Genomic DNA, 12,727 nt, shown 5'->3' on the forward strand with positions numbered 1-12,727 from the left:
GAAGGAAGGGATTTATATGAAAAAAATTGCAGTAGTGACGGATTCCTCATCCGGGATTGATAAATCTTATATGGAAACCCATGATGTCCGGGTGCTTCCGATGTCTGTCATCATCGACGGTGTTGCCTACAGAGATGGTGTTGATGCAACGACTGAAGAGATATACAGCATGCTGAAGGAAAGTGGAGAAGGGGCTAAGACTTCACAGCCGCCAATCGGTGAATTCATGGAAGTATATGAAGCACTGGAAGCGGATGACAACTATGAAGCAGTCATCGCAGTCCATGCGTCAAGTGAACTGACAGGAACCTATCAGAGCTCTCTCAGTGCTTCTGAAGGAATGACCAAGCCTGTATATGTCATAGATTCGAGAATCGGAAGCTACCCGATGAAGCAGATGGTGGAGCGTGCAGTGGAGGCGAGGAATTCCGACAGGAGCATAGATGAAGTGGTACAGGATATCAGGTCGATGCGTGAACGGGCGCAATTGTACCTGCTGCCACAGAGCTTCAATCAGATGAGGAAGAGCGGACGCATTTCAGCGTCCCGATCGATGCTTGCCTCGGTCCTCAATATTCATCTGAAGCTGAAGTTTGATGATGGCAAGGTTGTCATCGGAGAAAAGCTGCGCACAAAGAAGAAAGTGGTCAATGCTGTAATGGCCCAGCTTGAGGAACACGTCAAGGAAGATGCAGTGAAGACCCTTGCGATTGTTCATGCCGGTAATGCCGACCTTACGGAAGAATGGAAGGCAAGGATTGAAGAGAAGATGCCACAACTGAACCTGGTGGTGGAACCACTGGTGACAGTAGCTGGTGTGCACACCGGTCATGGTACGATTGGATTCGGTTTTACGAAAAACCAATAGAAAAATGCGTTTCGGAATCAATTCCGAAACGCATTTTTTGTAAGCATTGCATCGATGTGCTTTATATGTGCAAGAAGTGCCTCTTCCTCTTCAGGAGCAATATCGATCGCCTCGCTGAATGATTCAAAAGACTTATCCAACTTTTCTTCCAACTTTTTGCCTCTCTCCGTTGCCTCTATATAAACGAGGCGCTGATCATCCGCATCTCTCCAGCGATGAACCAGATCAAGCTTTTCCATCCGTCTGATCAAAGGTGAAATTGTTCCTGTATCCAATCGCAGCATCTTTGCCAGTGTCTTTATATTCACCTGTTTCTTGTCCTGCAGAATGTTAAGTACCAGAAACTGTGGGTAAGTGATATCCATCTCGTTTAGAATGGACTTGTTATAGAAACGGTTGATTTGCCGTTGGAGGTTATATAGGTTGAAGCAGATGCGTTCGTCCAGAGTGGACTTGGTCATGAAGGGCGGCCTCCATTCTGTATTATCCTGCAAATTCATATGACTATTATAATACTATATTATATGCAAATTCAATATAAATTTATATATGTCCAAAATATGATTGGCAAATGATGAAAAGCTTCCTATTAGGGCGAATCATTGGATAAAAGTGGCATGAGTAAAAAATACTGTGATAGAATGGCTATAACTATTATCTTCCGGGAGGTGGCTGCAATTGGGAAGGCGAATTTGAAAATACATGTATCGAATGAGATGTTGAACATGAATAAAGATACCCTGTTTCAGAAAGCATTCGACGCAAAGATTGTAGTCATATATTACCGGAGGTGAATCCCTTCTAGAAAAGGGAACTAATTGGACATAACCACAATATGGAACTTGATTTTATTTGTAATTCTTATAGTACTTACAATGCTCTTTGTCGGGTCAGAATTTGCGCTCGTGAAAGCAAGACATTCCCGTATCGAACAGCTTATTGAAGAAGGAAACAGGAAAGCGCGCCGGGTGCGCAGTATGACAGCAGAACTCGACTACTATTTGTCTGCATGTCAGCTCGGAATCACTGTAACTGCTCTCGGACTCGGTTGGATTGGAGAATCAACGTTTGATTTCCTGCTGCATCCTCTCTTTAATTTTCTGGGTATACCCGATCAGATGACGACAGTGCTGACAATTGCATCAGCATTCATCATCGTTACTTTCATTCATGTCGTCATTGGAGAGCTGGCACCTAAGACAGTCGCAATCCAGTATTCTGAAAAACTGGCGCTTCTGCTTTCAGGACCATTGTATTTCTTCGGAGTCATCATGAAGCCGTTCATCTGGACGATGAATGGTTCAGCGAGAATGCTTGTCAGGCTCCTTGGTCTGAAGGACGTTCCAGTAGAGCAGGGACACTCTGAAGATGAACTTAAGATTATAATGACACAAAGTTATCAAAGTGGAGAAATAAACCAGACAGAGCTGGCTTATATGCAGAATATCTTTTCCTTTGATGAAAGACTGGCAAAGGATATCATGGTGCCGAGAACGCAGATGATTACGCTCACGGATCCTGTGCATATCGATGACGTGCTGGAAAATGTCAAAGAACATAACTATACGCGCTATCCTGTCACCGATGAAAGCGGGGACAAGGACCAGATCATCGGATTTCTCAATGTCCGGGAGTTTCTGACAAACCATGTATCCGACGAAGAAGTCACACCGGAAGACCATATTCATGAAATACCGATGATCACGGAAGTGTCAAGAATCAGTGATGCGTTGATCAAAATGCAGCAGGAGCGTGTGCATATCGCTTTGATCATCGATGAATACGGCGGTACAGCAGGGATGATTACAATGGAGGATATCCTTGAAGAGATTGTCGGTGAAATCAGGGATGAGTTCGATGAAGATGAAGAGCCCGACATTGTTAAAGTGGAAGATGACATCTACCATATAAACGGTCGCGTACTGCTGGATGACCTGGAAGAGAAGTTCGGCATCACATTCAATGACAGTGACGATGTAGACACCATCGGCGGCTGGCTTCAGAGCAACAACACTGACATTGGAAAAGACGACTATTTCAATACAGCTGAAGACAAGTGGATCGTCCTCGATATGGATAATCATCTGATCAAGCAGGTCGCACTGCTCAAAGGATACAACAGATTGAATAATGACGATGAAGAAGAATAGGAGCAGACCCCGGAAAGGGGCCTGCTCCTATTTTCATATGTTGGATTCCAGATATTTATAGAGCTCATAGTCCACTGTCTTCTCCATGACCATATTCATCATGACAACCGGTCTTCCTAATCCGTCATTCATTTTTGTTTCATAAAGTGAATCATAATCGATCCTGCCCCGGCCAAGATAGTAGAAGTCGGTGCCTTCGTCATCATCCTTCTTTACGAAGATATGGATGGGTGCCCCTTCACTGTGTGCTTCCAGGATGGTCCTGATTTCTTTCGATTGCAATGTCCGGTTGCTTCTTGTGGACCATCTCAGTGTATTCTGATCGAGAAACTGGTCTTCATATTGGATGGTTTCCTCAATCATGTCGTTTTTATGATAGGTGATGAAGATCGGACAAGTGCCATGCTTGTACTTGTATCCATACATTGTAGAGGATTCGTCCTTGTTCCACTCAAGCAGTCGGCAGGCATCTTTCCTGGAATATTTCTGATTGATTGTAAGCGGGACTGTCTGATTGTACTGTCTACTATTTTCGATGGACAGCTCCAGCAGCTGGTTTATCTGTTCGTCTACGAGTGGATCTTCCAGGGCGTCAGTCAATGCATGTGTCGGATGGATTTTATCGCCGATGATTTCGACAAGTGGTGCGCCGTATTTTTTCCTGTCCTGCTCGGTATGGAACTGGTGGGTGAGCACCCCGAGCACCGATTGCATCGTGCCATCCGTCATATGGTATCCCTGTCTGTGCATCTCGAGCTGAAAATCCTGCAGACCTGTTGGCGCCTGGATGACTGCCCTTAGCAGTCGGGTTTCAATGATACGTTTACCTTCGGCAATTTCTCCTGAAAGAAAAGTGAGAAGCTGATGACTGCTATGTGCGATGTTCAGATCCAGCTCCTTGATCTTCATGAGAAACTCAAGATAGTGGCTGTATTTATGAAGTATTACAAACGGATCGACGACATCGATGTCCTTTTGGTAGTCGAGGAGTGTGGGCATGCGCCCGAGTTTATTCTTCAGGTATATATGCATTTCCTTGAGAAAGCTCTGCCTATTGACCGGTGTGGAATTGATGGACTGGTATATCTTCTCCTTGGCGACTGCTTCAAAATTGATTGTGGATACGCCACTGACTGCATTACGGTTGATCAGTGATTTCCTGAGCTTATCCTTGTTATATGATTTATCTCCTGTCAGCGCGATGGGAATCATATAGTTGTTCTTATAGTTTCCAATAAAATCGATGACCGTCAGGTATTCCTTATCATCGTGCTTTCTAAGACCGCGACCGAGCTGCTGGATGAAGATGATGCTGGATTTCGTCTGCCGCAGCATGACAACCTGGTTGATTGCCGGGATGTCGACGCCTTCATTGAATATATCCACTGTGATGATATAATCGAGTCCGCCGTTTTCAAAATTCCGCACAGCCTCCTGTCTTTCAAGCTGTGTGTTGAGACCTGTCAGTGCTTTTGTTCTGTAATCGCGCGCGTTCAGAGCTTCGCTGAACGCGTGTGCTTCCTCCCGGTTCGATACGAACATCAATCCGCGCAGCACTTCCCCGGAATGGCCGTAGTATTTAATCTTTTCCAGCAGGTGATCAATACGCTCACTGCTTGTCAGTCGGCCAAGTGCTGCCGTGTCATCAATCATATGACCATCCTTTTCATAGTCGGTCACACCAAAATAATGAAAAGGGGCGAGAATCTCCTCCTCCAGTGCCTGCTGGAGACGGATTTCGTAGGCGATATTATAATCGAACAGGCTGAATATCTCGACATCGTCAGTCCTCTCGGGAGTCGCGGTCATACCGAGCAGAAATGACGGATTAAAGTGATCCAGTATCCTCCTATATGTATCGGCACCGGAACGGTGGGCTTCGTCCACTATGATGTAATCGAAATCATCGGGATCAAAATGCTTCAGGTTGTCCTCACGGGAGAGTGTCTGGACAGTGGCGAACAGATATTTCGTATCCATTGTCTTCTGGTTGCCGCTGAAGATGCCGAAATCGGACTGTGATCCTTCCAGCAGGTTGGAAAAGTCATTTCTCGATTTATCGAGTATCTGCTCCCTGTGGGCCAGAAAAAGCATGCGGCCAGGTCTGAACTGCTGTACATCAAATGCCGCAAGATAGGTCTTCCCGGTTCCTGTAGCTGAAACCACCAGACCTTTATCTTTGCCGGTCTGTCGCAGCTGATCAAGTGCATTCAACGCTTCATGCTGCATCGCATTCGGTTTTATGACAGGACCTTCTGCACCTCTATACCGGTACTTGGAACGGTCTTCGATGACCTCTAGCACCTTTCTCTGCATAGGTTCCTCGACATAGGACTGCGCGTAGGCATCGACCCATGCATCATCGACAGGCGCAGAATCGTTCCATAGCACTTCGAACTGGCTGTTGAAATGCTGGATGACCGCGCCATTCTCCAGACTGGTCAATTTGAGGTTGTATTCGTAATTCTTCTTCAGTGCCGCATCAGTGAGATTGGAGCTTCCGATGAACATGGAAGTGTAATGCCTGTTTCTGAAGACATAACCTTTCGCATGGAACCCTTCCTTGCCGGTGACTCTGACTTCGATATTCGGAATGCCGAGGAGCGCCTTGAAAACTTTCGGCTTATTGAAGTTCAAGTAGGTGGAAGTGATGATGCGCCCTTTTACGTTCCTTTTAGCAAGTTCGTGCAGTGTCGTCTTCAAAGTCGCTAGTCCGCCTTCCGTTATAAAAGCTACGGAGATGGAAAATGAATCACACACTTCCATTTCATCAAGCATGGAAGAGAGTACATTCTCCTCTTTGGAGTTGATGATCATGCGTGGAGGATGATGGCCTACTTTATCTATATCCCGATTTACGAATCCGCGTTCATATGCATTCAGTAGATTCTCTTTATTTATTTCCATGTCTGGCACCTCTTCACATCCATTATATTGAAGTATGATTCAATTTCCTAGATCTCATCCTGATTTTTCTAAATTATTCAAAAAAACAATTCAACTATGCTAAACTGTATGTAATAAATGAGGGTGGTGTCCATATGGGTATTTTTGAATTCCTGATTGCAACAGTTCCGGTAGTGCTTTTCTTTTCCATCCCGCTATACGCCATCAATAGAGACTATAAGAAGAAGCAGCAGAAGCTGGAAATAAGAAAATTACAGGAAGAGAAGGAATTGGAGCAGCTCAGACAGGAAAACTTCATGATTGAGAACAAGCATATGCAGCTCGAGCTTGATCGAATGAAAGAGGAGCGTGAAAGACAGCGTTACGAGGATGGTAGGGAGTCACGCTGGCTGATCCATGATACTGAAGAAAAAACTGCAGATAAAAAACCCTCGTAACTTTGCGTTACGAGGGTTTCATTCGAATTATGCTCTTTTGTTGCCGCCGCCGAGTGCCTTCATGATGAATGAAACAATCAGTATAAGAATGATTGCGCCAATCAGGCCACCGATGATGCTTACGCCACCGACTTCAGGTCCGAAGCTGAGTCCAAGTGCATTTGCAATTGAAGCGCCGACAAGTCCAGCAATAATGTTTCCGATAATACCGAATGGTACATCTTTACCTAGAATAAGACCGGCGAGCCAACCAATAATGCCGCCTACAATTAATGTGATAATCCAACCCATGGATGATTCCTCCTTGTGTGTGTTCATTTGTGTGTTTTAATATGAAAATAAAACGTCGTTCTAATAGAATGAATACCCATGGTTTTGAATGTCTAAACACCTTATGGCATTTTTGTAGCCTGAAATTGTTCTTTTTTATATTTCTGCATGATGTAAAAGAATAGAATGAGGGCGATGGTTACACTGACTGCGCTTGTGAAATAGATGGTGCTGTATCCGAAGGCTTCTGCAACGAAGCCGTAGCTGATGGCACCAAGACCGACGCCGAGGTCGAAGGCGGAAAAGAATGTGGCGTTGGCCATGCCGCGCCTGTTGTTTTCAACACGATTGACTGCCCATGCCTGCAGCGCAGGCTGGACACAGCCGAAACCGAAGCCATAGAGTGCTGCTGCAATGAACAGGTAAGCAGGGCTCGGCATGAATCCGAGCATCAGCATGGCGGCGATGATGGACAGGCATCCCGGAACGAATACAATGGCAATCCCTTTTCTATCATACAGTCGTCCGGCAAGCAGGCGTGACAGCATCAGGAATGCAGCATATATGACGAAGTAGAACTGGATATAAGTGGACTCGAATCCCAGCTGGTACGTATAGACAGGCAGGAACGTCGCAATGCCGCCGAATGTGACAGTGATGAAGAAGAGCAGGGAAGCGGCTGGCATAGCACGTCTTTCGACGATATCGAAACGCGGTACGTATGTGTCCTTATTTCTGGCTGGAGCTTCTTCATCTGGTTTTTCATACTTTATATTGGCTGCCAGAATGAGTGCTGCTGCACCGAGCATGCCGCATATTGAAAAAAGCATGGTAAATGAAATGTGATTTACGAGAAACAGTCCGAGAGCCGGCCCGAAGGCCAGTGCGATATTACCACTCAAGCCATAGTATCCGAGACCTTCACCGCGTCGCTTCTTCGGAACCAGGTCTGTTGCGATCGTTCCTGAAGACGTACTTGAAAGCCCCCATCCGACCCCCTGCATGACTCTGACCATCAGCAGCATGAAGATGGTGAAGCTTGCAGCGAGGGAGAACATCGATATGACGAAGATGACCAGACCGGTCAGGAATACCGGTGCCCGCCCCTTCGTGTCGAGAAGTTTGCCTGCACTGGGTCTGATGAGCAGGGCAGAAAACGTGAAGATGCCGACGACGATCCCGATCCAGCGGTCGCTCGCTCCAATTTCCTGTACAAAGAGTGGCAGCGTAGGCAGGGTCATCTGGAATGCAGTGAATATGAAGAAATTGACAATGACGATGAGGATAAAATCCTTGGTCCAGATTTTCTGATTTTGTTCCGACATATAATTTCGACCTTCTTACTAATTTTTGTTTTTTAATCGATATATTTATTTCGATTTCCGAAAAAAGTGATTATATTCATTTTACATTACTGAAATATTTTTTTCATCCGTCATATAGAGTATATTTTGGTTTTCTTTAGTAAATTGCAATATGGTAGTATGGTGGAATGTGGATACAAGCGGAGGGCGTGACAGCCGGCTTGCATCATTACTGCAGTACCATCGGTGATTTCCCGGCCGTTTTGTATTATAATGAATACCAGCAAGCGGCCGGATCTGATACCGGACGCATTCCATGAAATCATTTCCTCGGAACAGTGTGGAAATGATGCATGAGATCAAATGATCAGCAGTCTGGAATCCAGACTGGAGTCGATCTGAATATTTCGGGGTGAATGCATGCTAACTCTTTTTTTAATAATACTGGTGATTGCGATTGTCATGTTCACGCATTTTGTAGTGAGCTATCTCATCGAGAATGATGTAAAGATTGTCGGTGTGCTCTTCGCTTTTGTCGGGGTCGTCGCCGCCATCGTCATCGTCCAGTTCATCATCAGCGGCATCACCGATTTTGCCGCAGAGGAACTGGCCATTTTCTATAACGATAATTAGGAGAAAATTTTTAGGAGGAACAAGTCATGATTTTTGCCAATGGAGACTGCCATATCACGTATCAGCAGCAGGAACCGCTCAGTCCTGCAAGGCGTGAGGATCTGGAACAGTCTTTTCAAGACGGTACCCATATTTATCTGCTGGACATGGTCGCAACCGGAAATACACTCACCTTCTACTATTCCCCCATCAAGGTGATGGAGGAGCACAATACAATTGAACCCGGTGACATCGTCATAGAGGAAGTCAGGGAATTTCTCACAGGAATGGAGTTTTCAATATGAGCCTAATCATTCAGGAAAGCGGCCTGCTGACTATTCTGCAGACGCTCGATCGCGAGGATTCAGCCAAAGGGAATGAATATAATGGTGCATGCGACCGTCTGGCGCATCAGCTTGCCAACCAGCTTGTCGGCAACAATCCTGACCAGCCGACCATTGAAATGACATTGCGTCCTGGGGTCATCAAATTTACAGAACCGACAATAGCGGCATTCTCCGGTGCGGAATTCAAGGCCAAGTCCGGAAACCGCAACATATATGTGAATAGAATCTACCTTTTCGATCGCGGAGATGAGCTTGTCTTCGGTGAATCCACAAGAGGAAACCGGGTCTATCTGGCTGTTGCAGGGGGCATCAAGGTCGAGGGGTCGAATATACTTTCATCAGGTGACGAAGTTGTCATGTGCAGAAACTATACTGCACAGCACGATGAGCTGTTCAACATGCTGAAGCAGCAGCATGAAGTGAACTGGGGCGTGGATACATATGCGCTCGTCGAAGTCTACCTGTCGGATACGTACCATCTTGTCAAACGCCCTGACATACCGGATGCAGTCTATGCAGCCATCGAAGCCGAAGAATATACTGTAAGAAATGAAAAGTACCGTGTGGCACTGTATCTAGAGGGCGATGCGGTCGAAGTGCCGGACACCGGCATTGAACATCCGGGAATCAAAGGCGGCGTCTACATTGCAGATGGACAGCCGGTACTGGCACTGAACGACTTCAATGCGTATACGACTGCACCTCATGTCGGCACCATCCCTTCCTATCATATGCATAAGCTGGTCCAGAAGCGTCCGGGATCGAAAATTCGCTTCAAGTGTGTCGAGGCGGATGATGCGCACGCCAATCTGTACGCCCATCATCTATGGAAGAAGAGTCTGTTCAAAGCCATCGACTATAAATTGTCGAAAGAACTGATCAAAGAAAAAATGTAATACTTTCCATTCCGGGGTATCCGCCTCGGAATTTTTATTTTTCGCCTTAAAAATGAAGAGTCTGCAACAAATCTGGTGGAAAATACGGTATAATGATATATCAGAAATAGAGGAACGATAGCGACTAGTGAACGGTGGGATTGGTTTCGATATGGAAAAAATTTTAAAACAGTATTTCGGATTTGAAAATTTCAGACCTAAGCAGAAGGAAATTATAGAATCGGTTTTAAAAGGCCATAATACGCTGGGGGTCCTGCCGACAGGGTCGGGCAAGTCGCTCTGTTTTCAGGTGCCCGGGTTGAAACTGGAGGGTCTGACGCTGGTGATTTCCCCCCTGATTTCCCTCATGCGGGACCAGGTGGGTACGTTGAATGCGCAGGACATTCCTGCAGCCTATTTGAACTCGACATTGAAAAAGAAGGAAATCGATGCTGTCATGGCAAACCTCGAAGCAGGGCGGTACCAGTTTCTATATGTGGCACCGGAGCGCTTCAACAATGATGATTTCAATCAGCTGATCAAGAGGCTTGATGTATCACTGATTGCCTTCGACGAAGCCCACTGCATTTCAAAGTGGGGCCATGATTTCAGACCAAGCTATCAGAATATCATTCCCGTACTGAAAAGACTTGTGCCCGATGCAGTTACAGTCGGTTTGACGGCAACAGCCACTGAAGAGGTCCAGGAGAACATCCAGGAGCTTCTGATGATCGGGCGTCCGCATGTATTCACAACGAGTGTTGCGCGTGAAAATCTGCATCTGAGTGTCGATCCGACCTATCAGCGTGAACAGTTCATGGAATCGTATATCAAAAGCCATCCGGGATCACCGGGAATTGTCTATGCGGCAACACGTGCGGAAGTGGAGAAGATATCCCTTCATCTTGAAGAGCACGATATCCAGAATGTCATCTACCACGGCGGCCTCGGCAAGGAGGAGAGGAATCTCAACCAGCGGCTCTTCATTACAGGGGAAGTGGACATTGCTGTCGCGACCAACGCTTTCGGCATGGGGATAGATAAGCCTGATATCCGCTTCATCATCCACCATAATCTGCCCGGAGATCTGGAAAGCTACTACCAGGAGATCGGGCGTGCCGGCCGGGATGGGAAAGTCAGCGAATGCATCCTGCTGTCGAGCCCCCGGGATGTCAATCTGCACCAGTTTTTCATCGACCGTTCAAACTCCACAGAGCAGTACAAGGATCATATGCGTGCCAAGCTCGACCGCATGATCCAGTACAACCGTACAACCAAATGTCTGAGCAGCTTCATCACAAAGTATTTTGATGCGGATGAGTATGTGGTCGAATGCGGGGAATGTTCCAATTGTCTGAGCCCGAACCGCACCTATGATATGACAATAGAGGCGAAGCTCGTACTGAACCTTGTATCTCAGAGTGGGATGCCTGTGACCAAGGAGCAGGCCATCCAGATACTTCGGGGTGAAGCGGCTGAAAACGTGCTGGCTTTCCAGCTCGACACACTTGGAGCGTTCGGTACCATGGAAAACTATCTGACCAGTGAGATCAACCATATCATTGAAGAGCTCATCTACAGGGGCTATGTCCATCTGAAGGCGGACCAGCTCCATATTGTAAAGAAGAGCCGGGAAGTACTGGATGGGGGAGCCATACTATATACAGCACCTTTCAGGAAGTACTTCAACGAGAAGGTGGACATCAGCACGGCCAGTTCTCCGAATGAGATACTGTACGAAAAGCTTGCTGATACACGATGCCGGCTGGCCAGGAAATACGGCACCCAGGCAGAGAACATCTTCACCGATAATGTACTCAGGGAATTCGCCAAGAAAGTGCCTGAGACGAAACAGGATATGGTGCATATACAGGGTGTCGGAAACTATAAGCTCAAGCACTACTGCCCATACTTCCTTGAGACCATACTCGAATACAAGAAGCAGATGGCGGAGATGGAATAGAATAAGCCGGCCCATGGCCGGCTTATGTTGGTGTTTATGAGGCTGCATCCTGCTTCCGGGGCCTGTTCTTCATGAACATATAGAAGCCAGCCGAGAAGATGATGACATATCCGAGGATGGACAGCATATCCGGAATTTCATTGAAGAAGACGATACTGAAGATTGCCGCATACAGTATGGTGGAATAAAAGAATATGGAGATCTCCTTTGCTGGTGCATAGCTGTATGCAATGGTCAGCCCGAACTGGCCGAATGCTGCAAACAATCCTGCCAGCACAAGCAGCCAGAACTGCGACATGGTCATCGGCTCGAACTGCCAGATGAAGAATGGCAGAAGAACCACCGATGAGAAGAAGGAGAAATAGAAGACGACAGTATAGAATTTTTCACGGCTGCCAAGCACTCTGAGTACAGTGTAGGCCCCGGCAGCGACGAGCGCGCCAAGCACGCCCACCAGGGCATAGAATGTCTCGCTTGAGAAAGAGGGTTTGATGATGAAAATGGCGCCGATGAAAGCAATGACGATCGCGATCATCTGATACTTCCGTATGTATTCTTTCAGGAAGACGGCGCAGAGTATGATGGTGAAGAAAGGGCTCAGCTTATTGAGAATTTCCGCATCGCTCAGCACCATTCTGTCGATGACGAAGAAATTGAGGAGAACGCCCGAGACGCCGAGTGCGGAACGCAGCATCAGAAGTCCCTGATTCTCTTTGCGACCAAAAAGTTCTGCTCTGTAGTACAATGCAAAAGAGAGGGCGACGAGCATCGCGACAAAGTTTCTGAAGAATGCTTTCTGGACCGTCGGCAGATCACCGCTGTATTTTACAAGCAGCGCCATCAGACTGAAACCGAGTGACGATATGAGAAGTGCGATGATGCCTTTTAGCGTATTGTTCATGAGGAGACACTCCATATTTTTAATTTATTTCGTAATTTATATTTTATTTCATAGTTGCATTCGGACATAATTTTAAATAAAAAAAATCAAAAC

12 protein-coding genes are annotated in these 12,727 nt (G+C 46.4%); 7 read left to right on the plus strand and 5 right to left on the minus strand.

Annotated elements, in window-relative coordinates; all coding sequences use genetic code 11:
• The first annotated feature begins 16 nt into the window (after positions 1–16).
• On the plus strand, positions 17–868 hold the full coding sequence (locus GQ671_RS05370; protein ID WP_160653843.1) for a DegV family protein: 852 nt from the start codon (positions 17–19) through the stop codon (positions 866–868).
• A 17-nt stretch (positions 869–885) separates the two neighbouring features.
• On the opposite strand, the gene GQ671_RS05375 is transcribed toward GQ671_RS05370, so the two are convergent.
• Positions 886–1,329: a MarR family winged helix-turn-helix transcriptional regulator gene (locus tag GQ671_RS05375; protein ID WP_160653846.1), complete on the minus strand. Its 444-nt coding sequence runs from the start codon at positions 1,327–1,329 to the stop codon at positions 886–888.
• A gap of 357 nt (positions 1,330–1,686) precedes the next feature.
• Between GQ671_RS05375 and GQ671_RS05380 the strand changes: the two genes are divergently transcribed.
• Positions 1,687–3,018: a hemolysin family protein gene (locus tag GQ671_RS05380; RefSeq protein ID WP_160653848.1), complete on the plus strand. Its 1,332-nt coding sequence runs from the start codon at positions 1,687–1,689 to the stop codon at positions 3,016–3,018.
• Positions 3,019–3,051: 33 nt separating this feature from the next.
• Here the strand turns inward: GQ671_RS05380 and GQ671_RS05385 are convergent, their stop codons facing one another.
• Entirely contained in the window at positions 3,052–5,925 is a 2,874-nt protein-coding gene (locus tag GQ671_RS05385; RefSeq protein WP_160653851.1) for a DUF3427 domain-containing protein, read from the minus strand.
• Positions 5,926–6,059: 134 nt separating this feature from the next.
• Here GQ671_RS05385 and GQ671_RS05390 point away from each other — a divergent pair, with 134 nt between their 5' ends.
• Entirely contained in the window at positions 6,060–6,362 is a 303-nt protein-coding gene (locus tag GQ671_RS05390; RefSeq protein WP_160653853.1) for a hypothetical protein, read from the plus strand.
• A 27-nt stretch (positions 6,363–6,389) separates the two neighbouring features.
• On the opposite strand, the gene GQ671_RS05395 is transcribed toward GQ671_RS05390, so the two are convergent.
• Together GQ671_RS05395 and GQ671_RS05400 are read right to left on the minus strand one after the other, a co-directional pair.
• A complete protein-coding gene (locus GQ671_RS05395) occupies positions 6,390–6,653 on the minus strand; it encodes a GlsB/YeaQ/YmgE family stress response membrane protein (RefSeq protein WP_160653856.1) in 264 nt (87 codons plus the stop codon).
• Between the two features lie 101 nt (positions 6,654–6,754).
• Positions 6,755–7,957, minus strand: a complete 1,203-nt coding sequence (locus GQ671_RS05400; RefSeq protein ID WP_160653859.1) for an MFS transporter — start codon at positions 7,955–7,957, stop codon at positions 6,755–6,757.
• Positions 7,958–8,356: 399 nt separating this feature from the next.
• Here GQ671_RS05400 and GQ671_RS05405 point away from each other — a divergent pair, with 399 nt between their 5' ends.
• The 4 genes from GQ671_RS05405 to recQ all read left to right on the plus strand — a co-directional run bounded on the left by GQ671_RS05405 (position 8,357) and on the right by recQ (position 11,733).
• Positions 8,357–8,569 carry a hypothetical protein gene (locus GQ671_RS05405; protein WP_160653862.1) on the plus strand — a complete coding sequence of 71 codons (213 nt, stop codon included), beginning with the start codon at positions 8,357–8,359 and terminating at the stop codon, positions 8,567–8,569.
• A gap of 26 nt (positions 8,570–8,595) precedes the next feature.
• A complete protein-coding gene (locus GQ671_RS05410) occupies positions 8,596–8,853 on the plus strand; it encodes a hypothetical protein (RefSeq protein ID WP_160653865.1) in 258 nt (85 codons plus the stop codon).
• Positions 8,850–9,791, plus strand: a complete 942-nt coding sequence (locus tag GQ671_RS05415; protein ID WP_160653868.1) for a 5-oxoprolinase subunit C family protein — start codon at positions 8,850–8,852, stop codon at positions 9,789–9,791. Before GQ671_RS05410 ends, GQ671_RS05415 begins: the two co-directional genes overlap by 4 nt.
• Before the next feature lie 151 nt (positions 9,792–9,942).
• A complete protein-coding gene (gene recQ / locus GQ671_RS05420) occupies positions 9,943–11,733 on the plus strand; it encodes a DNA helicase RecQ (protein WP_160653871.1) in 1,791 nt (596 codons plus the stop codon).
• Positions 11,734–11,767: 34 nt separating this feature from the next.
• On the opposite strand, the gene GQ671_RS05425 is transcribed toward recQ, so the two are convergent.
• On the minus strand, positions 11,768–12,634 hold the full coding sequence (locus GQ671_RS05425; RefSeq protein ID WP_160653874.1) for a DMT family transporter: 867 nt from the start codon (positions 12,632–12,634) through the stop codon (positions 11,768–11,770).
• Positions 12,635–12,727 lie beyond the last annotated feature (93 nt).

The organism is Salinicoccus hispanicus (assembly GCF_009831115.1).
GTDB classification, from domain to species: Bacteria; Bacillota; Bacilli; order Staphylococcales; family Salinicoccaceae; genus Salinicoccus; species Salinicoccus hispanicus.

Bases quoted from the DNA above. Each gene is read 5' to 3' on its own strand.
- GQ671_RS05370 (WP_160653843.1), top strand. From the start codon at position 17: ATGAAAAAAATTGCAGTAGTGACGGATTCCTCATCCGGGATTGATAAA.
- GQ671_RS05375 (WP_160653846.1), bottom strand. From the start codon at position 1,329: ATGACCAAGTCCACTCTGGACGAACGCATCTGCTTCAACCTATATAAC.
- GQ671_RS05385 (WP_160653851.1), bottom strand. From the start codon at position 5,925: ATGGAAATAAATAAAGAGAATCTACTGAATGCATATGAACGCGGATTC.
- GQ671_RS05390 (WP_160653853.1), top strand. From the start codon at position 6,060: ATGGGTATTTTTGAATTCCTGATTGCAACAGTTCCGGTAGTGCTTTTC.
- GQ671_RS05395 (WP_160653856.1), bottom strand. From the start codon at position 6,653: ATGGGTTGGATTATCACATTAATTGTAGGCGGCATTATTGGTTGGCTC.
- GQ671_RS05400 (WP_160653859.1), bottom strand. From the start codon at position 7,957: ATGTCGGAACAAAATCAGAAAATCTGGACCAAGGATTTTATCCTCATC.
- GQ671_RS05405 (WP_160653862.1), top strand. From the start codon at position 8,357: ATGCTAACTCTTTTTTTAATAATACTGGTGATTGCGATTGTCATGTTC.
- GQ671_RS05410 (WP_160653865.1), top strand. From the start codon at position 8,596: ATGATTTTTGCCAATGGAGACTGCCATATCACGTATCAGCAGCAGGAA.
- GQ671_RS05415 (WP_160653868.1), top strand. From the start codon at position 8,850: ATGAGCCTAATCATTCAGGAAAGCGGCCTGCTGACTATTCTGCAGACG.
- recQ (WP_160653871.1), top strand. From the start codon at position 9,943: ATGGAAAAAATTTTAAAACAGTATTTCGGATTTGAAAATTTCAGACCT.
- GQ671_RS05425 (WP_160653874.1), bottom strand. From the start codon at position 12,634: ATGAACAATACGCTAAAAGGCATCATCGCACTTCTCATATCGTCACTC.